This is a genomic window from Mycetohabitans sp. B46, from assembly GCF_037389205.1.
Classification (GTDB): Bacteria; Pseudomonadota; Gammaproteobacteria; order Burkholderiales; family Burkholderiaceae; genus Mycetohabitans.
Window position 1 is genome coordinate 19,873 of sequence record NZ_JADBGL010000011.1, and the last position, 24,100, is coordinate 43,972.

The following is a 24,100-nucleotide window of genomic DNA, read 5'->3' on the forward strand; positions in this document are numbered from 1 at the left end:
AGGATGGATGGCCAGAGCCGAGGAGGGTCACGATGAGCGAGATTGACGCGCGTTTCGCGCGGGCGCAGGACGAAGTCAAACAATTGCCGGAACGCCTCGGCAACCTGACGTTGCTGCGCTTGTACGCGCTGTTCAAGCAAGCCACCGAAGGCGACGTGCACGGCAATAAGCCCGGCTTAGCCGATATCGTCGGCCAGTACAAGTACGACGCCTGGGCCGCATTGAAAGGTATGTCCCAGGACACCGCCAAGCACCAATACGCCGAGTTGGTCGAATCGTTGAAGAACGGCACCGCGTCGTGATGCTGCGCGCCCGCATCGGTGGGCGCAGCGCGATCTTGCTCGCAGCAAGTGGCACGGCGCAGCAAATTCAGATAGAATTAACGCTTCGCGCGCCGGTGAACGATATATTTGGCCGGGTCGCGCGTTTTTGCAGCGTTGTGCTCCAATCCCCGTTTAGAAACTGTCCCCTCCCACCTTTGCCCACTTTTGGGTGCGGTTGTAGACCAAGCAAGGTTCGCGTTTCCGCGTTGGGCGGTTCGCACCGTTACAGGTTCTAACATCGGCTCGCATTTCACGAGCCATGCCCGTTTTTCGATCTGGTGAACGAATATCGTTCATCGCATCCGACGATCGTGGCTGCCGATTGGCGCCTCTCGCATTTTTCCGGACCGGTTCGCGCCGCAGGCGCGAAACTCATAGGATCGTCATGACCTCGAACTCCCCCTCGTCACTCGGCGCGCTGGCGCGTGAACTTTTCGGCAGCGATGCCCCCGCGTCGCACGGCGACGCGCCGGCGGTGCCCACACCGGCTGCTGAAGCCGCCCCCGCCATGGCGGCGCACGCAGTAGCCACCCCGTCTGCGCCCGATACGATGGCCACGTCGATAGCCGTGCAGTCCGGCCCCGCAGCAAGCGCGGCCGTTGACGCTGCACAGACTGTCGACACGGCGAACAGCGACACGCCCCACGGCAGCGGCTTTATCGCGCTCGGCCTGTCGCCGGAGATTGTCTCCGCGCTGAACGCCGCCGGCTATCAGGCGCCGACGCCAGTCCAGCAGCGCGCGATACCGGCAGCACTTGCCGGTCGCGATTTGCTGGTCTCGAGCCCGACCGGCTCAGGCAAGACCGCGGCATTCATGCTGCCCGCGATCGAGCGCTTCGCGCAGATGCAAAAAGCTGGCACGCTTGGCCAGCGCGCGAACCAGCCCGCGCATCAGGCCCAGCGCGGTGACCGAGGCGAGCGCCGTCATCGCCGCGAACAGCCTGTCGCCAAACCGGCGCTGCTGGTACTGACGCCGACACGCGAACTCGCAATGCAGGTGACCACCGCGGCAACCACCTATGGCAAGCACCTGCGGCGGCTGCGCACGGTCAGCATTCTGGGTGGCGTCGCCTATGGCCAGCAATTGATGCTGCTGGCGAAAAACCCCGAAATCCTGGTGGCCACCCCCGGCCGGCTGATCGATCATCTCGAGCGCGGCCGCATCGATCTGTCCCAGTTACAAATGCTGGTGCTCGACGAAGCCGATCGGATGCTCGACATGGGGTTCATCGAAGACATCGAGGCCATCATCGACCGCACCCCGGCCACACGGCAAACGCTGCTGTTCTCGGCAACGCTCGACGGCAAAGTGGGATCGCTGGCCCAGCGCTTTCTCAGCGACGCCGAACGGATCGAAATCCGTCGTGAGCCAGAGTCGCGCGCGAACATTGCACAGTCCATCCACTACGTCGACGACCGTGCCCATAAGGATCGGCTGCTGACGCATCTCCTGGCTGACGGCGCGCTTGATCAGGCGATTGTGTTCACCGCGACAAAGAACGACGCGGACGTGATCGCCGCCAGACTGGCCGAGGACGGCTTCGCCTCCGCCGCATTGCATGGCGATCTGCCGCAAGGCGCGCGCAACCGGACAATCCGCGCCTTGCGTGAACGACGCGTGCGCGTGTTGGTCGCGACCGATGTCGCCGCGCGTGGCATCGACATACCCGGCATCACACATGTGTTCAACTACGATTTGCCCAAATTCGCGGAAGACTACGTGCACCGGATCGGCCGGACCGGACGTGCGGGGCGCAGCGGCATCGCCGTCAGTCTCGTGCACCATGCTGAAGTCGGCACCCTAAAGCGAATCGAGCGATTCGTGCGCACGCCGCTGCCTGTCAACGTGATCGCTGGATTCGAGCCCAAGCGGGCGCCGTCCACGCGTGCACCGGCACGTCGCGGCGCGCCGCCGCGCGGCCAAGGGCGGAGTGCCGGCGGCTATCAAGGACGAGGAACGGGCAACGGTTACGGCAACGCGCGGCACAGCGCCGGTGGCGGTAGCCGCGAAGGCGGCGGCCGCGATGCTGGCTACCGCGGCGGGTTCAGTGACGCCCGCACCAGCAATGACCGTGGCCGGGGCGGCTTTGCGGATTCGCGCGGGCCGGCGCGTCGTCGAGATGACAATCGCCGTACGTCACGCTACGACGACTGACCGTTCTGGCGCGAGCGGGCCGACGATGGCCCGACGCTTCGAGACAATGGCGCCCTGCGGCGCCATTTTTTTGCGCCGTACTTAGCCAAAGCTTGCCGGACGCGGGGTGCGCACCAACACACCACTAGGGCCTTTTGGCCCCCTACTTTGTTGGAGGTTAGCAATGAGTGTCGAGCTCCCACGTGCTTCTGGCACTGTGGATTTGAAAGAAATTTCTGGCGCTTTTGATAAAAATAAATTTGATTCGATGACTGACGAGCAAAAGGCAGCCTACAACAGCTTGACTGACGAATTTAACCGGTACGTTTCTCAGCAAGCCGCTCCAAGCGTGAACGCCGCCGTCGACTAACGCTAATAGAGGCCAGCGACGTGTCCATGAACGACCGCCGCGTCGCTGGAAAACGCCTTTACAGTTGCGCGTTGCGTGACTGTAAAACACTTCTACAAAAGTCGCCCCACATCGGTGAAACAGGCTACGTATCGACATAAGTCCATTCGACAATGGCATCCTCCGACACAGTGAGTCGAGATCCTTGTATTTCTATCACGAAGCACCGCCGTCAAGCTTGCGATGTCCACGCTGACCCTGCCGTCGGCGCAGTTCAACACGCACGCCGGCCAATTGTCGCCGGCCACGAGTAACGGCATCCATTCCGTGAAACTTCCGATCGGCGCGCTGTGACGCTAGGCATACCTGTATGTTGCCGAATCCTAGCGCAGCCAATGTAGCCCACCATCCCAGCCCGGCCTGTCTGTCGTCTGGGCTGTCGCTTTGCGTCGCCGCTGCGGCCCACGCCGCATGTCGATGCACCGATTGCCTCGATGCCGACAGGCGGCGGCAGCCACGCACGCACCCATTCGCATCGAGCCGACAATCACGCGCGCAAATGGGATGCAGCGTGACCCCTGACGCAGCAGTCGTTTGAACTAACACGATGTAATAAACACAACGCACGCTGCGGCATAGCGTGTCGGCATAACTCCGCAGCGTTTTGTCGGATCAAAATGTTTTACCCCCTTACGATGCGCTGTAACGGACCGTTTCAGCTATGCATCGACGGCCAATTCTCCACCAACCGGCTCACAAGGATCGATGCAGGCCGCACTTTCAATTCTGGCGATTGCATGCTTTGCGCAAGTCACCGCCTATATTTTGTCTAGTCTATATTAGGCGTGCTAGGCCGCCATATGTGTACACGGACGAGAATGGATAACCTAAACCTATCCAACCTTCTTCTACGGGGCACCCGTCGATGGACGGCGTACTGATGCGCGGCCGGTTCATGCCGCGCGGCTAGAAAAACACGCATCCGGAACAGCGCTACATACTCGAGCACATCGAGCTGTACGAGCACATCGATGATTCCGCCTACCGGAAAAAGAAAAAAGCGTTCTACAACTGGTATAAGAATCCACTAGATTTGCCCGAGTTGATACCTGCAAGCGATCGTGCAAATCTTCAAGGAAAACCGCTTGGCGCAGGGAATCTTCGTCGCGCTGGGGCGCACATTGGACCTGTTGACGACAATAGAGCCGGCCGCATTAACTATCGATGTGGGCCGGACTGTGATGGAGTTGTGACGCGATCATGGTATAAAACAATACCACGATAATTAGCGAACCGATCCATAGACCGCCCATCACAACAAGCCAACGGCCGCTGCGCTCACCATGCTTTATCCGCCGAAAGCCTAACCCGCTCCGCCAACCCCACCGATACGGCTCGCCCTTTCGAATAGTTTGAGATAGTGGCGCTTATCTAGTTGCCCTTGTCCCATCCGGACTTGCCGACGCGTGTAACGTGCAATGCCGGTCACCCTGCAAAGGCTATGCATGATCTCGCAAGCGGTATTTAACTTGGCCAACTTGCTGGCGCTCGCGGCACTTTGGAGTACGTCGTTTCTTTTCGTGCGCATCGGCGTTGCGGAGCTTGGTGTCGTGCCGATGGTGGCGTTGCGTGTGTCGATCGGCGCCACTTTCTTGATTGCGCTGTTGATCGCGAGAAAGGGCGTGGAGGGCAAATGGCGTGATTCGCAACGCAAGCTGTGGCCGTTGTTCGTACTCGGCGTGCTGAACGCTGCGATACCGTTCTGCCTGTTTGCGTATGCCGTGCCTGCCCTATCGGTGAGCCTGGCCTCCGTGATCAACGCGACTGCACCGCTGTGGGGGGCGCTGGTGGCCTTCCTGTGGCTTGGGGACCGGCTCAGCATTATGCGGATCACAGGCATCGCGCTCTGTTTCGCGGGTGTAACGCTGCTAGTCGGAAATCAGGTCAGTGCAACGGCTAGCATCGCAGGCGCAGCGCCGTATGCGCGGGACACTGCACTGGCCGCCGGCGCGGGACTCACCGCCACGGCGCTGCTGGGCATCGCGGCCAACTATACGAAGCGCTATTTGTCCGACATCGACCCATTGATGATCGCGGCCGGCAGCCTGGTCGGCGCATCGATCGTACTGCTGCCGCTTGCCGCATGGGCGTGGCCAGCGACACCCGTTTCGACACAGGCGTGGCTCGCGGCGCTGGCGCTCGGCGTGGCGTGCACCGGCGTTGCCTATGTGCTGTATTTTCGCCTGCTCATCGCCGGCGGGCCAACTCATGCAATGACCGCCACCTTTGTGATCCCAGTGTTCGGCATGCTTTGGGATTCGCTATTCCTTTCGTTATCCATATCAATATCGATGATGGAAGGCTGCGCCATCGTGCTGGTGGGTGCCGTCTTCGCCACGGGCCTGGTCGAGCGACTGCGTCCGCAGCCATCATAGCGACGTGCCACATATTGACAACACGGATAGCGGCGACAGTCCCGCGTACGCTTAGCAGCCTAATCATCCGGTTGTTCGGCCGGGAATGGCCATTTTCCATGTTGAAACCGTTTCCAAGCACCAGGATCGCCTTGAGGCCGCCGATATCATCGCCACCGATTCCTAAAGCGGCCCCGGATAGTAAGCACCATCGCCAGCCAATCGGCGATGGGCTCAAGGCGCGGCTGCACCGGCAATAAAATAGCGTCAATCTCAGCGAGACGAATGGGTAAGGTTGACCCAGCCTTACCGGAAGACTCGCCTATTAATGATCCATGGCGTTGCGCAAGAGCAAAATGGACAAATTTCGTGCGCTTCACGCTACGGGGGTACGGTGAGGCCCGGGATGGTGGAATGTCACTCAACCTGCACCATCACTTATTTGATCCACACGTTGTTTCAGCTGCATGCCGCCTACCATTGCCAGCTTCGCACAAGCTTCTTTAACATTGTGAGTTGCCAACAAAGGATGCAACAGCTTCCGCATGTCGGCATTGCATTATTCGCCAAGAACATGGTATTCACGGTCCATCGCTGTACTCAGCTTCCCGTTTTCAGCTAGCCTGCTGTGCGGCCTCGCTTCGTATTGCGCCGTTTTTTATCGATTGTCGAGCTTACCGATGGATTTTGATCTAAATGTCGCTTTAAACGACTGCCCAGCCTACCTGTGTGCGTTGGAGTCGTGTCCCCAAGCTGCTGCGTCGGCGCCCCCGCCGACACTGAAACCGGCAAGCGGCGGGCCGGCGAGCCCGCCGGCCAACCGGCCCACGACATATCGTGACCTGCCGCTCGAATTGATTCAGCAGATCGGTGACTACGTCCCCATTCAGGACGTGAGCAATTTTTCAGCAGTCGATCGTCGTACGTATCATGCGATGCACAGTCGGCGCTTAGTCTACCGCTACTGGCAACAAGCCAGCCAAGCCGTGAGCCTCGCGTCAGTCAACCAGTTGCTCAATGAGATGGATGGCACGCTTGTCGATCCGGGGCAGCGCGTCGCGCCGCTTGGAGCGTTGTGCCAGCGTTTGGAAGCGTTACCGTATCACGAGCGCGGCGAAGCCTTCAAGCGCGTGTACGCGGCGGCGCAGCGCATTCCGAAGGATGGCGTGCAGATACAAAAAGCGCTGTTGTTGCATTCATTGCGCAGTTTTCATTGGAACCATCGCGAGGAATTATTCGACTTTGCTTATGCGATGGCGGAACGACGTGCGCCCGAGCAGGACAATGTCTGGACGGAGCTGGCTAATAGCTTGGTATTTTTGCTGTTTGGCTCACCTGGGTTTGCCGAGCGTTATCAGGCGCTCGTGGCTCGGCTTGCCTCCTTGAGGGTGTCCGAGCAAGCGAAGCTGATCCCGGTATTGTGTAGACACATGCTTGGCTTTGATAGAAGAGGCGACCGCCTTCGTGGACTGTATGCAGTGTTACGCAGACACACGTTGCAGCTGCCACGCTCTATTCAAGGCGCATCGCTTGGCATGCTAGCAAGTGCCATATGGGTTTTGCCGGAAATGGACCGGCTCACAGAGTACACGCAGCTGCGTGATGTGATGCTGTCGCTGCCTGACGAGGAGTTGACCATTGCGCTATGCTATTTTTCAAAGGGGTGGGCAGAGTTACCGCGCGAGCATCTCGCATACGGACTCCAAATACTGGAGCCGGCCTTGCTGCGCCTACTGCCAGCGCAGCGCGCGCAGTCCGTACTCGACGAACTAGAGAATATTATGAACTCGTATCAATAAGGTGAGAATAGATCGGTGACATTCCTCGCGAGGACCGCAGCTTGCACAGCCTGCGTTGCGCTATCGATGCTCTGCCTATCCCCGGCGCGCGCGGTTGAGGATAGGCAGCGTAGGATAGCAGTACCCGTACCCGATCGATCTCGCCTGGTTGCTTAGCGGCAATGCGCCCGCAATGATTTCGACGCGCACTAGCCGCGAGCTTGATGCGGGGCGGGGCCTATCGCGCCGTCGCCAGCCGCGCATTGACCTTGATGGGCTCGGCATTGTCATCGAACGGCGGCTGCGGCTCGAACTGCTCGATCACGCCGGGCTCGAATATCAGGCAGTATGTGGAGCCGCCGTACTGGAAATAACCGACCTCTTCACCCTTGTCCACATGCTGCCCGGGCAACGCCACGATATTGCATGATGAGACCTCGGCCATTCCGACGAACACGCACGCGACCTGCCCAAGCGTGCGGTCATCGCAATCGATCACGATCACCGCCCGCGCGGCAATCGCGGTGGTGTAGCCCTGCGAGGCATTCAGCCCGCTCAAGCTAACGCCTTCGGCCTCCAAATCAGAATAATAGCTGCCATCGACCCAGTACGCTTTTGATACCGTCCCGCTGACCGGCGCATGCCAACGATGATAGTTGTACGCGCTTAAGTATGCTTGGTATACGGATCCGCCGACGAATCGCTTGGCCAACTCACGCTCACCCGTCGTTAGCATTTCCTGCAACGAATAGGGTTGCTCTTTGATCCAAAAGCGATCATGAAGCTGGACGTCCGAGCGAATGTTGTATGGTGACGCCTCGCAGGCACTAACAATAACCTTAGAGTCGTGCGGCGCGTCGACAGGCCGCGCGCCGGGCTTAAACTGGCGTGTAAAGAAACTATTCCAGGATGCGAAGCCCCAATACGGTTGCTGAGGATCGCAAATAAATTCCATCATGCCAAGTTTTTTTAGCGCTTCGTCGCAGAACCAGCCGTGCGGTGACTGTGTGTTGAGATGCGTTCGGGAGTACGGGCCGCTCAGAAAACCACACCAATAATCCAATACCCGCTTGAGTTGGGCATTGAGCGCCGGGTCACGAAAAAATGCATAGCCGGACGGCATGCACATCGGCCAATCGACCAACGCATTGAAGGGACAGACGACCAGGCTCGACTCGCTAAAGGGCGGCGCATATGTCATCAGATAATCGATTAAGGCCATCAACTCATCGATCGTCGCGTAGCCCAATTGGTAGCCCGCACCACGCGCATCATCGATGGCCCGTTCGAGATTCATGCGTAAAACCGCATCATTGCTCACCAACGCGGCCAACTCCTGGACTACGCTGGTACGCAAGCCGTGGCGTGCTTTTGCGCATGCCGCCAATTCCAGCCGATATTGTGCCAGCGCATCCTCCTGGTTGGGCAGCCAGCCGCCGAGCCGCCGTCGTTCGCGCGTGGCAGCGCTCTTTCCAGTTGCCATTGCTCTCTCCATCTATCGATAGGTTAAGGAATAGAACACACCGGATTGAGCAAGTCGCTTACCTGCGAGCACCGTCATATCACGCGGCGACTGCGCTGCGATAGCCAGCAAACGACACCGCTAAGCCAGTTTGCGGCACGCCGTAAGTTGACGACCGAGCGCCAGCGCGTCCAGCGGCTTTTGCAGCACGGGAACATCGTTGAGCAATGGGTCGACATCCGCGCATTGCCCATACCCCGACATCAGAAACACATGGACATGCGGCTGGGTACGCCGCAGCGCCAATGCAAGCTGGTCGCCGGCCATGCCGGGCAACGTGAGATCGCTCAGCAGGATGTCATAGCGCTGCGCCGCGGCCCGCTCCAGCGCTTCCTCCGCGCTGCCGACCACACAACAGCGCAAGCCCATCACCTCGATCAAGTCGCGCATCGCCTCGCGCGATGGTGCGTCGTCCTCTACCAGGAGTACACGACATGGCAATTGCCCGGCTTCGTCGCACGGCCCGTGGGCGGCGGACTGTGTGATCGCAAGTGATGACAATGACGAAGGCGAGGGTGACTCGGCGGGAGAGAGTGAGGGCGACTCGTCATCGCAGGGCGACAACGCCGACCGAGGCAGCGCCCGCCCCCTAGACTGCCCCTCGAGCGCGCTGCGCAGCTTGTGCGCTAACTCATCACGCCGATACGGCTTGGCCAGCAGCGTCACGCCCGGATCGAGCCGGCCATGATGGAAGATCTCGTCGCGCGTATAGCCTGATGTGAACACCACGGGCACCGACGGCACCCGTTGCGCAGCGAGGCGAGCCAGTTCGGGGCTCTTTACGTCCCCCGGCATCACGACATCAGTGAACAGCAGGTCGATGCGCGCGTCGCCGAGCAGTATCACCTTGGCCTCGTCGCCGGTCGACGCAGTCAGCACCTGGTAGCCAAGCTGCGCAATCATGTCGACGGCGGTCAGGCGCACGTCCGCATCGTCCTCGACGATGAGCACTGTCTCGCTACCACGCGGCACGCCGCCCGGTGTCGCGGGCGAGTCTGAGCACGGCGTCTCGAGCGAGCGCGGAAAAAACAACTCGACCGTGGTGCCCCGCCCGACCACGCTATCAATCGCCATGTGGCCGCCGCTTTGCTTGACAAAGCCAAATACCATGCTCAAGCCCAGCCCGGTTCCATGGCCTTCCGGCTTGGTCGTGTAGAACGGCTCGAAGGCATGCTCGAGCACCTCGGCGGACATGCCGACACCGGTATCCGAGACCGAAAAGCAGACGTATTCCCCCGGCCCGACCTCAGTGTCACCCTCACCGCCGTGACCGTTGTCCAGCTTGCCGTCCAAGACCACGTTGCGTGCGGCGATCGTCAACGTGCCCTCGCCGCGCATCGCATCACGGCCGTTGATGGCCAGATTCAGTAGCGCATTCTCCAGCTGATTGCGGTCGACCAGCACGTTCCATAAGTCATCCGGCACGATCGTATCGATATTGACCGTCTCGCCAAGCGAACGATGGATCATCTCATCCATGCCTTCGAGCAACTGCCGCGGACAGACCACCGACGGCGACAACGGCTGGCGTCGCGCAAACGCGAGCAGGTGCGACGCCAGCCGGGCACCGCGCCGCACCGCCTCCGCCGCGGTTGCGATCCGGCGTTGCGCGACCGGGTGGTCGGCCAGCTCCGCCGACAACATTTGCAGGTTGCCGTTGATCACTTGCAAGACATTATTGAAGTCGTGGGCGACCCCGCCGGTGAGGCTGCCTAGCGCCTCCATTTTTTGCGCCTGGCGTAGTTGCGCCTCCACCGCCGCCCGCGCGGAAACCGCATCCTTGACCCGCTGCTCCAGGGTGGCCGTCAACTGCACTAATGCCGCTTCCGCGACCTTGCGCTCATGAATGTCGATCAGCACGCCGGGCAGCCGGCGTGGCCCTCCGTGCGCATCCAGCTCCCACTGTCCGCTCGATTGCACCCAAAGGAATTCGCCGTCCGCACGTGTGATCCGGTATTCGGCGCGAAACGGCGTTTGCGAGCGCAGCGACGCAAGCATCTGCGCCTGCACTTGGGCAACGTCATCAGGATCGAGCTGCTGAATGGACAATAGATCGCCAATGTCGCGGACTTGTCGTTGCGAAACGTCGCCGAAGGTGCGAGTAAAGCGCTCGTCGCCGCTGACCGTACCAAAGCCCACGTCCCAGACCCACGTGCCCAGTACCGCGCCGGTATTGAGCGCGAGTTGCATCCGCTCGTTGGCCAACCGCAGCGCGGCTTCCGCATGTTGCCGCGATTGTTCAGTCAGCACGCGCTCGGTTGTCTCCACGACTACCGCGATGACGCCTGCAGGCACGTCATCATCGCCGACGACTGGACTGTAGTACAAGTCCATCCAGACGTCCTCCGGCTTGCCGTCGCGCAGCAGCACAAGCTCCTTGTCTCGATACGTCAGCGTGCCGCCGGCAAGGCAAGTTTCCAGCACACGGCGATTGAACGCAGCCACTTCCGGCCAGCCTTGCTCGACCGGACAGCCGAGCAAGTACGGATGCCGGCCGCCGGCGAATACCGCATACGCATCGTTGTACAGCATGTAGCCCTCGGTGCCCCACAGCACCACCATCGGCACTGGAGAGGCCAGCACCACTTGCATCACCGACACCAAGCTCTGCGGCCAGCGCTCGATCGGGCCCAATTCGGTCACGGACCAGTCAAACGCCCGGATCCGCTGCGCCATTTCACCATCGCCGCCCACATGGCGCCGAGATTCGTCGAGCACGGACATGGCTCCCTCTGCAAATATCGCGCGGCATTCCTGCACCCGCCCCCCTGCCGCCACGACGGCCCGCAACCGCCACGCAGATCGGTGAAACGTAGCGAATGATCATCTAAGCAAACCGCGCGGCACTTCAAGCGCGCCGGGCGCCGGGCCACGTTGTGCAGCTTAAATAATAATAGAACGCACCCTTCGAATTGGCTGCCTCAATGACAATGTCGTCGATCGTCGTCTTGTTGATACCGTTGTGCACAAACAGCTTGGCGCCGACAGCCATGGGTTCCTTGCGCCGCACGTCTGCGGGCCTAATCGTATGCCACGCTTTCGACGGGGCGCTGTTTTTCATCGACATGGCGGTCAGATCGGTTATCGCAGACTATAAAGAAAACGTGAATTCTACCGCCTTCGACTCGCATCCTCGCTCCCGCAACCGTGGCGATGCGCAGCCTAACGGCGCCGATGCACAGCTCGCGCCGCTTCCCAGCGAACGAGCCACGACGCTCTCACTGATGGAATGTGTCAAGGCGCGGGCGTGTGCGTCGAACACGACCAGCACTGCCGAGCGCCTCAATACCGCGGCCGCGCCACGGCGAGATCAAACCGCCGTCACGGACACCGCCTTGGTAACCAGATAGGCCTCCATCGCCTCCAGCCCGCCCTCGGACCCATACCCCGAATCCTTGATGCCGCCAAACGGCATTTCGGGCCACGGCGTCGCAGGCTGGTTAATCCAAAGCATGCCGACCTCGAGTTGATGAGACAGCAGATGCACATTGCGCACGGAACGCGTGAACGCATAGCCGGCCAGGCCATACGGCAACCGATTCGCCTCGGCGATCGCGTCCTCGAGCCGGTCGAAGCCGCGGACCGCGGCAACGGGCCCGAATGGCTCATGGTTGAACACGTCTGCCTCCCGGGGCACGTTCGTCAATACCGTCGGCGCAAAGAAATTGCCTGCGGAGCCGACCCGCTCGCCGCCGGTGGCCACCGTCGCACCGGTGGCGCGCGCATTCTCGACGATCCGCGTCATCGCCGCAAGACGACGCGCGTTTGCCAGCGGACCGAGCGTGGTGCCTTCCGCAAGCCCGTCACCGAGTTTCAAGCCCTGGGCGTGCTTGACCAGTGCCGCCTCGAATGCCTCACGGATGCTGTTGTGTACCAGAAAACGCGTCGGGGAAATACACACCTGCCCCGCGTTCCGGAACTTCGCTGCACCAGCCGCCTTGATCGCCAGCGCGATGTCGGCATCCTCGGCGACGATCACCGGCGCGTGGCCCCCCAGCTCCATCGTCGCACGCTTCATGTGCGCGCCGGCCAACGCCGCGAGCTGCTTGCCAACCGGCGTCGATCCAGTAAACGTCACTTTGCGGATCACCGGGTGCGGAATTAGGTAGCTCGAGATTGCCGCGGGATCGCCGAACACGAGTCCCACAGTGCCGGCCGGCACGCCGGCATCGACGAACGCCTGCAGCAGCCCCGCCGGCGACGCCGGCGTTTCCTCCGGTGCCTTCACGAGGAACGAGCACCCGCATGCGAGCGCTGCGCTGAGCTTGCGCACGACTTGGTTGACCGGAAAATTCCAAGGCGTAAAGGCGGCGACCGGCCCGATCGGCTCCTTCAGCACCGACTGCTGCACTGCAAGATTGCGCGACGGCACGATGCGGCCATATACACGCCGCCCTTCATCCGCGAACCATTCGATGATATCGGCTGCTGACAACACCTCGATGCGCGCTTCTGCAAACGGCTTGCCCTGCTCCTGTGTCATCAGCCGCGCGATCCCCTCGGCGCGCTCGCGCACCAGCGCCGCAGCCTTGCGCATCGTCGCCGCGCGCTCATGAGCCGGTACCTTGCGCCAAGTATCGAAGCCGCGCTGCGCAGCCGCCAGCGCACGGTCCAGATCCACGATGCCGGCGTGCGCGACGCGGCCAATGACTTGACCGGTCGCCGGATTGACCACGTCGAGCGTCGTGCCACTCGCCGCATCGCACCATTGGCCATCAATGAGAAGTTGGGTGTCCGTATAGCTCGACGTAGCCATGCTGCCTCATCCCTGAAAGTTAGAGTACGGTCATGCTGCTTGCTTGGCGATACGGCGCAGCGGGACGTTACTGGCCCGCGTCGTCGCCGTGCCGGCCTTCGCCTTGCTCCAGTTGCGGCAGCGAGATCTCGCCTTTGGCACCGAGCACGCCGGTCTCCGCGTAGATCTGCAGCTTGTCGCGGGTATCGGCGATATCGAGATTGCGCATCGTCAACTGGCCGATGCGGTCCAACGGCGAGAACGTCGACTCACCTTTTTCCATTGTCAGCCGCTCGGGCTGGTAGGTCAGATGCGGCGATTGGGTGTTGACGATTGAATAATCGTTGCCGCGACGCAACTCGATCGTCACCTCGCCGGTGATCGCACGCGCAACCCAGCGTTGCGACGCCTCGCGCAGCATAATCGCCTGCGGATCGAACCAGCGGCCCTGGTACAACAGTCGTCCAAGACGGCGACCGTTGTCACGATACTGGTCGATCGTGTCCTCGTTGTGAATACCCGTGACCAGGCGCTCGTAGGCGATATACAGCAACGCCAGTCCCGGCGCTTCATAGATGCCGCGGCTCTTCGCCTCGATGATCCGGTTCTCGATCTGGTCGCTCACGCCCAGTCCATGCCGTCCGCCAATGCGGTTCGCCTCGAGCAGCAGCTCGACGCCGCTATCAAATTCGACGCCGTTGATTGCCACCGGAAGCCCCTGCTCGAACCGCACGGTCACGTCCTCGCGGGCAATCTGCACGTCGTCGCGCCACGACGCGACGCCCATGATCGGCGCGACGATCCGCACGCTGCTGTCCAACTGCTCCAGATCCTTGGCCTCATGTGTGGCGCCGAGAATGTTCGAATCGGTCGAATACGCTTTGTCAGCTGACATCCGGTAATCAAAGCCTGCCTGGCGCATGAACTCAGACATCTCGGCCCGGCCGCCAAGCTCGTCGATGAACGCCTGGTCCAGCCATGGCTTGTAGATGCGCAGGCCCGGATTGACGAGCAGCCCATAACGGTAGAAGCGCTCGATGTCGTTACCTTTGAACGTACTGCCGTCGCCCCAAATGTTGACACCATCCTCCTTCATTGCCGCCACCAGCATCGTGCCGGTCACTGCGCGGCCCAACGGCGTCGTGTTGAAGTAGGTGGCACCGGCGGTACTGATGTGGAACGCGCCGCACTGAAGCGCGGCAAAGCCCTCTGCAACGAGCTGTGCGCGGCAATCAATCAGCCTTGCGTTTTCTGCTCCATACTGCTTCGCACGACGCGGGATGTCATCGTAGTCGGTCTCGTCGGGCTGGCCCAGGTTGGCCGTGTACGCATACGGGATCGCGCCCTTGATGCGCATCCAGTGCAGCGCTGCGCTGGTGTCCAGGCCGCCGGAGAACGCGATGCCGACCTTTTGGCCGCGCGGAAGTTGTTGCAGGATAGTTGCCATAGCTGATGTGCGGAAATGTCGGATAAAACGCTTGCAGAAGGGCGTCGCGCCCACAGGGCATCAATTGTATTACCAAACGCAACGCGGACGGCGTTCGGGCCAAACGCCCCGTCTCTTGCCAATAGTCTACACGCCATGCGCAGCCCGCGCGCCATACCGGTACTTACCGCACGCTCTCATGTATCGCGGCGTGCGCGGTGAATGTCTCACGCCAGCGCGTCAGCCTTAGATTAACCCGCCATGATGCTGTTTAGAAACACATTAGTCGTAATTAATCAGACTAACAATTACTGGATACTGCTTAACCTATGTACTTGGCAACGTTTTTCCACTAGCCTTCACTGTGCACCTCGGCGCTTTTAATTTTGCCCATTGTGGCAAATCGCACGGCTAGTGCAATGAACGCCCAGGCGCCGCGACGCATTCGCAGTGCAACGACAAGTGTCTGTACCCATGACGCTATCCGCATGCCTATTCAACCATCGACTTAACAAAAGCACCCATGGATTTTGATCCGAACCTTGCATCTACCAGCGCACAGGTGGCTATGTGCGCAATGCAGAGCCAGCAAAACCATCATGCTGCTGCAGCCGTGCCGCCTGGCTCATTACGTCAGGTGGTGCCCGCGAGCGCATGTACGGTGAAAGAGCCGATGATCTGTGCAACAGAAAATCAAGCCAAAGCACCAGCAAATGACTTGACAGTAGTTCGTAAAAACCGTCCGACAACCTACCGAGATCTGCCGCCCGAAATCATCCAGCGGGTGGCCGGCTACGTACCCTTTGGTTCTATCAGCGATCTAGCGACCGTGGACAGGCGCACCTACCACGTGCTGCGAGAACAGCGGCTACGCTATCTTTGCTATGCACGCGCCTTGCACCTAAGAGATAGTAATTTTGATTTAGCATCAGTGCTTCAAGTGTTAGCCGAGATTGAACGCATTCGCGCAAACCCTGCGTTGCGCGCTGAGCCACTCAGCATGCTAGGGGAGCTAATATTAGACTTGCCCGATGCGCAACAGCCGACGGCATTCTCACTTATTTTTGAGGCTGCAGACCGCATGCCCAAAAAGCAACGCTTGCAGATACAAAAAGAGATGATCGAGCTGATAAGCGATTGTCCAGCCCCACAGCGACGCAAAATGTATAATTTTGCGTATGCAATTGCCGAACGACGAGGCAGAGAGCAGGACAATACCTGGGCCGAGCTGGCATCGCTGCTAGAATACCTGTCAATCGACCGTTCACGGTTTGAAAGCGAATATCGGGTTTTCCTAAACCGACTTCCCAATTTAAGCGTAGCTGGGCAAGCCGATTTGATTACAAAACTCGCGGCGCTCCTGGCCAGGCTGTCTTACTATGTCGATAAGGCAAAATTTATCGAATATTATGAAATACTTCAACAATGGGTGCAGCGCCTACCGCAGTCGCACCAAGGTGCACCGATTGGCGCATTGGCCGAGGCAATGTGGGCTATTCCGGAAGCTCAAAGGCCGGAGTACTTTACCAATATACGTCTCATGACATTGTCATTACCGAATCACCAGTTGGGCAGCGCGTTGCGCTATCTGCCATACGCACTAATGCTGCTCCCGTCCGATTTACATGCGTATGAATTTTCGTTGCTCGAAACCGCCATTCAACGCGTGGAGCCTTCGCAGCGTGCAGCGGTGGCGTTTGGGTTGCTATGGGGCACATTGAGGCTAGAAAACACCTTATTATTCAAACAAGTATGGCAACGTGCACTACGCTTACTCGACGGCGGCGATGAAATGGACGTCGTGGACGTGCTTGAAGCAATGAAAAAATATTCTTTCACATGGGAATCATCCCCCGTGAAAAAAAAGAATATCGAAATTGAAATCATGGCTTTTGTCGAGCGTAACGACCTTACTCAGCAGACCCGCGCCTTTTTGCTTGATTACACTGCCAACAAGCATTAGCTTACACTATTAGTCGACAACCGTCACCGGTGCCAAGCATGCACATAAATGCGGTCATCGACTTCATCAGCTCTTAATATGAGTCAACTGCAATTAGCTGGAGTTAAGCGAACCTCTGCATGTCATGCACCGCGCAATCAGCCAACATTAAGCGTTAACGCTGCTATGCACACCAGCATCACCGTTTAATATATTGCTTATATTTTCTATATCTCTAAGCTTCCCAACAAAATTTTTTATAACACTTCTAAATCTTAGCTCAACCCCTTCATCCAAAACATATTCATTTATCGACTTATCGACTAATTCTCTGCAATAGATTCCGGTTACAATATCTGCTAAGTCGATACCATAACCCTTAGCATCCAGCCAATAAGAAAAAACTTTTAATGACTTGATATTGACATTACTATCCCCAAGGCCAATTCCATTATTCTTACAATAATTATAAATATTATCGGAAGCTTTTTTGTCTCGCGGATATAATAAATTATCGTAATTCCCCATCAAAAGAGCCCTTTCCTTTCCACGCAAAGCATTAATCGATCGCTTAAAATCGTCTTTGAAATTTTTTGATATATTTTTATCAGCCTTAAAAATTTTCTCCAGCGCATTGTTAAACTCTCTATCAGCCTCTAACCTTATAACACTCAACGATTCATCGAAACCAAATTCTTTTTCAACAAAATCCTTTATTTTTTTTAATGTACATTGATATACCGGCGATTCCCGAAATTCATTAAGGATATCAGCATCTTTTTCTTTAGGCGACGACAGTTGCAATCGGAGATTAATGATATGATGTGCATCACTAGCCAGGTTAGGCACCGCAGTGTTTAACAAACTTAAATCATCAAAGCCCGTCATTTGCGACAACTGCCTCTCCCTCTCCCACTCAAGCAAATATTTAAATTTTTTGATAGCCCTATCAAGCGCAGCTCTATATTTATAATTTATTTTTAAATCAGAATCATTCTTAAATAAATTAAACGAAGTGGTAGGGTTGTAAATATTTGAGTGATCTATAACCGGCTGACTCCTCAAATACTCAGCAAAACTGCCTTTATGCTTTACATTTAGCCAATGAGAAAAATAACGCAAAATGCCCGATAACCGTCCGTCCTCAGATGGTTTATACTTAAATTCCGGGCAAGCTTCCCCTAAAGAGGCGAAGCGGTCTTCTAAATCGGACAGGATCAACTCGTCCTCTCGTGACAAATTAAAATTCATATCGGACACAGAACGAGCCTTCGCCACACCAACAAAACCTGCGACCGCGTTAAGACCAGCAAGATATTGCTGAATTGTCGCAGCCCTAGAAACTACGCTGGTCCCAGCATGCTGCTCTATTAGCGGTTGTTGCTGGTTGGACGCTGAAGGCGATCGAAGGCGCCGGAACATGTTGTTTAGCGACGAAATATTGATGGATGAACGCTGTAAAGACCGATCTTCAACCGTAGCCGATTCGTCACGTCGTGTTGGCCTCGATTGACCTCGCATGGGTGAACCACTGCGAGTTCGCCCCCGTGTCCATACATTCGTATTATCCGAACGAGTATAGTTTTCAGAATCGAATGAACGCCGAATGTCATCATCCAACGAATCATCCAATTCGGCAAAGTCGACCGGCCCAGTTACAGGGGGTTGCTGACGCCTACCTCGCCGAAGCTGGCTACTATTTGCCAGGGTCATCCTTGCCGGGTCTGACGACCAAGTCATGATCGCTTCCCGAGGCGCCCGACGTGACGAATGGACACGTGGCTGTACTGGACGCGATGCGGCGTCGGCGCCTGTTTGCGTTACACCGTCCGGTTGGTGAAAATTTCTGGTGCTGGAGGAATTTGCCAGAGTTCTCGTTGCCGGGTCCGACGACCAGGTCATGATCGCCCCCTGAAGAGCCCGAGGCGCCGAATGGACGGGCGGCTGTACTTGATGCGATGTGGCGTCGGCGCCTGTTTGCGTTACACCGTCCGGTTGGTGAAAATTCGCGGCGTGGGAGGAATGAGCGTGAGAAAAAACGTTGAAGGGATTCATCAAAAATCGAACAGCGTTGAGGCTGCGTTCTCCAGTGGACAAACCAGAGCATATTTTGCCAAGCAACGCCTTTAAGAGTACGTACCACTACGAAACAAGTTCATGGCTAACGCACTACCTACTGTTGCCATTCTCAACAAAATAATTTAGCCATGCAAATCATATAGGCATTCATATAATAATATGGATACCTATATACTGACAATAAGCTTACGCATGCCTTGCATGTTTACCTTTACAAGCTAAACATGCTGACTACGCCGTTGCGTATCACGATGCAGGTGTGTTCGGACATGGCAACGAAACAACAGGGCTCCGTGATGTGGTCCGCGCCAAACGCTCGTGCACGTATTATGCGCATCGCTGTTGCGCTGGCGCAGCAGTTGGATCCTATCCCCGGCCTCACTCCAAATTTTTCTTCTGGTCCTGGATCGTTCCATGCGCTTCGGCCGAATGAGCGCCACGGCATTCCATCTGCTGCACGTCCACCGCTGCATGTGCCGATGGCTGCTGCGCCGGCTGCGACGACGTCTTTGCTATCCGCGCTTCGTTTGACAAGCATGCCGCGTCGGTCTTCGCCTCGGCGCGTTGTCTCTTCGCGTCGGCGCGTTGTCGTTTGGCACCGCCATGCGAATGCGAGCGCCGCGACGCCAGCCAGCGCGCGCGTGCTGCCTGCGGCGCCGAAACCTCACCGACAGGATTGCCTTGCAAATCGACACGCGCAGCATGTTCGACAAGGCAATCCCAGTAGCGATTACCCTGACACCACGTCGCGATCGCATCCTTGATCTGCGCTTCGGTCAGTCCAAACTTCTTCGCGTGCTGCATTGCATCGATATGAATACCGAGTTTGAGCGGCAGCTTCGGTTCGGGTTTTTTAGGAAAAGCCTTTGGAAAATGCTTCTGCAAGCGCCAGATCGCTTCCACCACCGGATCGACCGGTTTGTTGCGTTGCGCAACGGGCCGCTGTTGGCCGCCCTGCCCGGTTCGTGCCAGTTTTGCATGAGAGGCCGCGGATTGTTGCTTGCCCTGCTGCTTGCCTTGTTCGGCATGCTGCGGCCCGCCTCGTTCCGTACGCTGCTTCGCCTGCTCAGCACGTTGCTGTTTAGCCTGTGCAGCGAGTTGCTGCTTCAGCGCGGCAAGTTGCTCAAAACCCATGTTGCTTATTATTTAAAAGGAGTCTGCCCATTGTAGCAGTTCGTCTTTGGGCGCAAGAGACTGTCGTCGGCCACGAAGCCGCGTGCGGCGGCTGCGGCGTACTAGAATTGGCGCTAAATCAGTCCTCGCTGCGCTCAATCACATAGCGCTCCAGCATCGAGACCACCACGTCGTCGCGCAGTTCATTCCAGGATATTGCCGTAAGCGGCACGATTCGCACCGGCGCGCGTGGCTGCGCGTTATCGAGCACGCCACGCAGGCTGGCAACGTTCGATGCCGGCGGCAGGCAATCGCCAGTCGGCAACCGCAATCCATTTGGGCGGTCGATCAGCACCAACCCGCGCGGATGCCCAAGAATCACGCCCACATTAGCAGGCTGACTGGACACGGCAAGCGCGTTCTGCGCGAGGCAATCGAAGCTCGCCGCCGTGCCTCGGATCACCGGACAATCATTGGCGCGCCGTCGTTTTACGGCGTGCCAATGATTGCGCGTGCTCACGTTGCGGTCCCAGGCTCCGCCGTGCGCGGCGCATCGACGGCGACGAGCACGGCCCAGGCGGTTGCATTTCCCATTCGCACCACGCCGACCCTGCAGCCAGCGTGCATGATGGTTCAGCCGAGGTCAACCGGTATAAAGATTTGTGCGTTGTCACGCTGCACCAGCAACGCAACGCTACTACCGGCCCGCGAAAGACTTGATGCGAGCTGGGCGGGCGTCGTAACCGGCCGACCGTTCACCGCCAGAATGACATCACCAGGCTGCACGCCGGCAGCCGCTGCCGGGCCCGCGACATCCTGCACCAGCAGGCCGTGGGCTTGCACCGCGCGTTGCTCCTGCGGCGTCAATACGCGCACCGCGACACCAAGCCGGCCCTGCGTCGCGCCTTGCGCATCGTTGGACTCGATCTTGCCGTTTGCGAACGCGCCCAGTGTCACATTCACGTCCTTCGTGCTCCTGTCACGCCACACCTGCAGTTTTGCAGTCGTGCCCGGTTGCATCGCTGCGATCTGCGCGGGCAGCTCCGACGAGCTTAGCACCGGCGCGCCATTGACCTGCAAGATCACGTCGCCTGCCTTCAACCCGGCCTTCGCGGCCGGTCCACCGGGCTCGACCGAACTGATCAGCGCCCCCTGCGGCTGCTTTAAGCCAAACGAGTTTGCCAGCGCCTGGTTCACGCTCTGCACCGACACACCCAACCGTCCACGACTGACGTGGCCGGTCTTCACTAGCTGATCCTTCACACGAATCGCCTCATCAATCGGGATCGCGAATGACAGGCCCTGGAAACCGCCGGTCTGAGAGTAAATCATCGAGTTGATCCCGATTACATCACCCTGCAGATTGAACAACGGCCCACCTGAATTGCCAGGATTCACCGGTACATCGGTTTGGATAAACTGCGTATAGTTTTCGTCTGGCAGCGCACGCGACTTCGCGCTGATGATGCCCGACGTCACGGTGTTGTCAAAACCATACGGCGAGCCGATCGCGACAACCCACTGACCGACCTTGCTTTGCTTGGGATCGCCGATCTTCACCACCGGCAGATTGCCCGCGTCAATCTTGAGCACCGCCACATCGGACTGCTTATCGCTGCCCACCACCTTCGCGCGGAACTCGCGCTTGTCGGTCAGGCGCACGGTCACCACGTTCGCGCCGTCGACCACGTGCGCATTCGTCAGGATATATCCGTCCTTGCTGATGATGAAGCCCGAACCCAAGCTGCTGCTCGGCACCTCCTGCTGTGGGCCAAGGTTGCCGCCGAACCCGTAGAAGCGGCGGAAGAATTGGAAGAACGGATCGCTCGGGTCGAGTGGCAACGGCAGCCCGCGCTGTGCGGCTTGCCGCACGATATGCTTTGCGCTGATGTTGACGACTGCCGGGCCGTACGTTTCAACCAACCCGGAGAAATCGGGTACGCCGGTCTTCGCGGCGGCCTCGGCCGGCATCATCGGAGCGGCATGGGCCGACTGCACAGGCTCAATGTCCTTGTGCCCAGCGAAGTACCCGGCCGATAATGCGGCCGCCACCGCGACGGCAACGGCGCTACGCGACAGGATTTTGGTTTTCATCGATTGCGCTCCTCGTCGGAATGACTGCTACGATGCCTGCCAGCATAGGAGCGGCCGCTTAAACCTGTCTTAAAATCGAGATCGTCAGGGTCGCTGCGCAATGCCGCGTATCCTGTCCGAAGGCGCCCGGGTGACATCGCCCTGTCTAATACGGAGATTCCATGTCATACAGGCTGCTCATCGTCGGACCCACGGAATAGCGAAGTTAGCGCGGCCCCGAGGTGGGGGGATGCGCAGTATACGAACGGATGGTGCGTTTTTAAGAGGACTTGAAAGCATGCAGGCTATTGGTCGTAGCGCAGTCGCTCACCTCCGTCCCTGGCCGTGTGCGCGTGCAGACGCGTGACGGCTGGCACCGGCTGGCTCCTGTTATGAGTGATAGGCGGTGCTGGCCGCGAGCCACGCGGCCACAGCGCTACTTGCCAAGCCGCGCGCGCAACGCCCGCGCCGTTTCCAGCAACCCCTCGTAGCCTGAGCGCGCGTGATCCGGCAGGTCCGGATCACCGACCAGCGCCCCCAGCGTCTCGATTAAGCTGTACAGGATACCCTTGGCTGCGCCGGCTGCGATATGGCCTGACGAAAGCTGTGTGTCCACGTGGTTGAGCGCGGCATCCAGCTGGTCGACATCCGGCCGCTCGCCACGCGCGCCCGGCGACGACGGTCGCCCACCGTGACTCGATTCTTCACCCATTCCATTCCCCTGTTCAAGGATCCGATCATCCATCCCGCTTATCTTCCGCTTTGGGGAGGACGTTGGCGCGACGTCGGAACTCCGGACTGATGCTTACGTCACCACCTTTATTTACATGATTATATTGGCTCAATATGCGGAATGCGGCAATGAGTCATCGTGTCAGGGTAGCAGTCGTCATCGCCCCCTTAAAGATTCATCAATATTACTTCTTTTTGCGCAGTGCAATATTGAGCGAAATGTCGCAAGCTGCACGGCACCTTACGCGCATGGTCGGTCCAGCTACCTGCCGCAGTGGGCTATCGAGCGACGTCCGCCGCGGGCATGGCCCCGTCCGAGCCCAGTGCCTCGGACAAAAAATCGATGAAAGTACGCACCTTTGGCGTCATGTACTTGCGGCTCGTGTAGACGACGTACACGCGCGGCGAGAACAACACATAGTCTGGCAGCAGCTTGAGCAGTGCGCCGTCCCGCACCTCAGTCGCGACAATCCACTCCGGCAAGTACGCCAAACCCAGCCCCGCCTTAACACATTGCAGCGCCATCAACGTGTCGTTGGTCTTGAGCACCGCGCGATTCCTGACTGTGAACCGTCCACGCGGCCCTAACAGCTCAACCCTGTCCAGGTTTGTATAGGTTGGCAGCACAATCCGATGCGCCTCGATGTCGAGCGGCTCGCGCGGCATGCGATGCCGGGCCAGGTAATCGGGTGCGCCCACTAGCATAAACGGCACTGCGCACAATGGCCGCACGATCAGCGACGGCGACGGCTCAGAGGTGGCGCGCAGCGCCATGTCATAGCCTTCCTGCGCCAGGTCGACAAAGCGATTTTCTAGCCGCAGGTCAATCAACACGTGGGGAAACCTGTGCTGGTAAGCCGCGACCAAGTCTGCGAATCGCCGCGTCGCGAACCAGCCTGGCGCCGAGACTTTCAGCACACCCTGCGGCTGACTGCTCTGTGCGCCGAGCGCCGCCTCGGCGGCCTGCAGCATGTCCAGTGCCTCGCAGCATTGTTCGTAATACACGCTGCCTGCCTCAGTCAGGCTCATCTGACGCGTGGTGCGGTTCAGCAACCGGACATGGAGTTCACGCTCGAGGCTGGCGATATGCTTGCTCGTCATCGCAGTCGAGATACTCAAGCGCTCGGCCGCCTTCACGAAGCTGCCCGCTTCGGCGACTTCACGAAACACCCGAATGCTGGTGAGTTTGTCCACGCTGTCCTTCCTGTTGATAAGACCGACGCGCGGATGATAGCGGGTTCCGCGCGGCACCGTCGCCGGCTAGCCGAATGGGCGCCTGCCACGAGATCACCGGCGCCGGTGTGCGGGACGATTCCCCGACTTTCACCGATGCCGCATCGAATAGTATGGAGCGCGGTGCATTGAACGCACAGCTTACGGCTTACAGAGAAGGCTGATGATTGTTAAGGTTCGGTGACGATTGCGCTGACGCGCACGACAATCCGGCGGCCGCCAGCGCCCGACGCCTCGGGAAAGCTTT

18 protein-coding genes are annotated in these 24,100 nt (G+C 58.7%); 7 read left to right on the plus strand and 11 right to left on the minus strand.

The window, feature by feature from the left end; all coding sequences use genetic code 11:
* Positions 1–32 precede the first annotated feature (32 nt).
* The 6 genes from IHE30_RS12230 (at position 33) to IHE30_RS12255 (ending at position 7,019) form a co-directional block, all read left to right on the plus strand.
* Positions 33–302, plus strand: a complete 270-nt coding sequence (locus IHE30_RS12230) for an acyl-CoA-binding protein (RefSeq protein WP_337690946.1) — start codon at positions 33–35, stop codon at positions 300–302.
* Between the two features lie 529 nt (positions 303–831).
* The gene (locus IHE30_RS12235) at positions 832–2,478 is read left to right on the plus strand and encodes a DEAD/DEAH box helicase (protein ID WP_443193666.1); all 1,647 of its coding nucleotides are present in this window, start codon (positions 832–834) and stop codon (positions 2,476–2,478) included.
* A gap of 163 nt (positions 2,479–2,641) precedes the next feature.
* On the plus strand, positions 2,642–2,827 hold the full coding sequence (locus tag IHE30_RS12240; RefSeq protein WP_337690949.1) for a hypothetical protein: 186 nt from the start codon (positions 2,642–2,644) through the stop codon (positions 2,825–2,827).
* Between the two features lie 1,100 nt (positions 2,828–3,927).
* Entirely contained in the window at positions 3,928–4,059 is a 132-nt protein-coding gene (locus IHE30_RS15225; RefSeq protein WP_443193662.1) for a hypothetical protein, read from the plus strand.
* 252 nt (positions 4,060–4,311) lie between these two features.
* Positions 4,312–5,241: a DMT family transporter gene (locus IHE30_RS12250; RefSeq protein WP_337690950.1), complete on the plus strand. Its 930-nt coding sequence runs from the start codon at positions 4,312–4,314 to the stop codon at positions 5,239–5,241.
* A gap of 659 nt (positions 5,242–5,900) precedes the next feature.
* Positions 5,901–7,019 carry a hypothetical protein gene (locus tag IHE30_RS12255; protein WP_337690952.1) on the plus strand — a complete coding sequence of 373 codons (1,119 nt, stop codon included), beginning with the start codon at positions 5,901–5,903 and terminating at the stop codon, positions 7,017–7,019.
* Between the two features lie 217 nt (positions 7,020–7,236).
* Here IHE30_RS12255 and IHE30_RS12260 read toward each other — a convergent pair whose 3' ends face one another.
* The 5 genes from IHE30_RS12260 to argG form a co-directional block, all read right to left on the minus strand.
* Complete coding sequence (locus IHE30_RS12260; protein WP_337690954.1) at positions 7,237–8,481, minus strand: phosphatidylserine decarboxylase family protein; 1,245 nt, start codon at positions 8,479–8,481, stop codon at positions 7,237–7,239.
* A 120-nt stretch (positions 8,482–8,601) separates the two neighbouring features.
* Positions 8,602–11,244, minus strand: coding sequence for a response regulator (locus tag IHE30_RS12265; protein WP_337690956.1), 2,643 nt, complete (start codon positions 11,242–11,244; stop codon positions 8,602–8,604).
* 124 nt (positions 11,245–11,368) lie between these two features.
* Complete coding sequence (locus IHE30_RS12270) at positions 11,369–11,512, minus strand: TetR family transcriptional regulator (RefSeq protein WP_337690958.1); 144 nt, start codon at positions 11,510–11,512, stop codon at positions 11,369–11,371.
* Between the two features lie 318 nt (positions 11,513–11,830).
* Positions 11,831–13,276 (minus strand): NAD-dependent succinate-semialdehyde dehydrogenase, encoded by a 1,446-nt coding sequence (locus IHE30_RS12275; RefSeq protein WP_337690959.1) that lies wholly within the window; start codon positions 13,274–13,276, stop codon positions 11,831–11,833.
* A gap of 67 nt (positions 13,277–13,343) precedes the next feature.
* Entirely contained in the window at positions 13,344–14,702 is a 1,359-nt protein-coding gene (argG, locus tag IHE30_RS12280) for an argininosuccinate synthase (protein ID WP_337690961.1), read from the minus strand.
* Positions 14,703–15,204: 502 nt separating this feature from the next.
* Here argG and IHE30_RS12285 point away from each other — a divergent pair.
* The gene (locus IHE30_RS12285; protein WP_337690963.1) at positions 15,205–16,644 is read left to right on the plus strand and encodes an F-box domain-containing protein; all 1,440 of its coding nucleotides are present in this window, start codon (positions 15,205–15,207) and stop codon (positions 16,642–16,644) included.
* 147 nt (positions 16,645–16,791) lie between these two features.
* On the opposite strand, the gene IHE30_RS12290 is transcribed toward IHE30_RS12285, so the two are convergent.
* The 6 genes from IHE30_RS12290 to IHE30_RS12315 form a co-directional block, all read right to left on the minus strand.
* Entirely contained in the window at positions 16,792–18,363 is a 1,572-nt protein-coding gene (locus IHE30_RS12290) for a hypothetical protein (protein WP_337690965.1), read from the minus strand.
* A 717-nt stretch (positions 18,364–19,080) separates the two neighbouring features.
* A complete protein-coding gene (locus tag IHE30_RS12295) occupies positions 19,081–19,836 on the minus strand; it encodes a ProQ/FinO family protein (protein ID WP_337690967.1) in 756 nt (251 codons plus the stop codon).
* Between the two features lie 118 nt (positions 19,837–19,954).
* Positions 19,955–20,278 carry a hypothetical protein gene (locus IHE30_RS12300; RefSeq protein WP_337690968.1) on the minus strand — a complete coding sequence of 108 codons (324 nt, stop codon included), beginning with the start codon at positions 20,276–20,278 and terminating at the stop codon, positions 19,955–19,957.
* A 170-nt stretch (positions 20,279–20,448) separates the two neighbouring features.
* Positions 20,449–21,909, minus strand: coding sequence for a DegQ family serine endoprotease (locus IHE30_RS12305; protein WP_337690969.1), 1,461 nt, complete (start codon positions 21,907–21,909; stop codon positions 20,449–20,451).
* 415 nt (positions 21,910–22,324) lie between these two features.
* Positions 22,325–22,600 carry a hypothetical protein gene (locus IHE30_RS12310; protein ID WP_337690970.1) on the minus strand — a complete coding sequence of 92 codons (276 nt, stop codon included), beginning with the start codon at positions 22,598–22,600 and terminating at the stop codon, positions 22,325–22,327.
* Between the two features lie 299 nt (positions 22,601–22,899).
* A complete protein-coding gene (locus IHE30_RS12315) occupies positions 22,900–23,814 on the minus strand; it encodes a LysR family transcriptional regulator (protein WP_337690972.1) in 915 nt (304 codons plus the stop codon).
* Between the last annotated feature and the right edge of the window lie 286 nt (positions 23,815–24,100).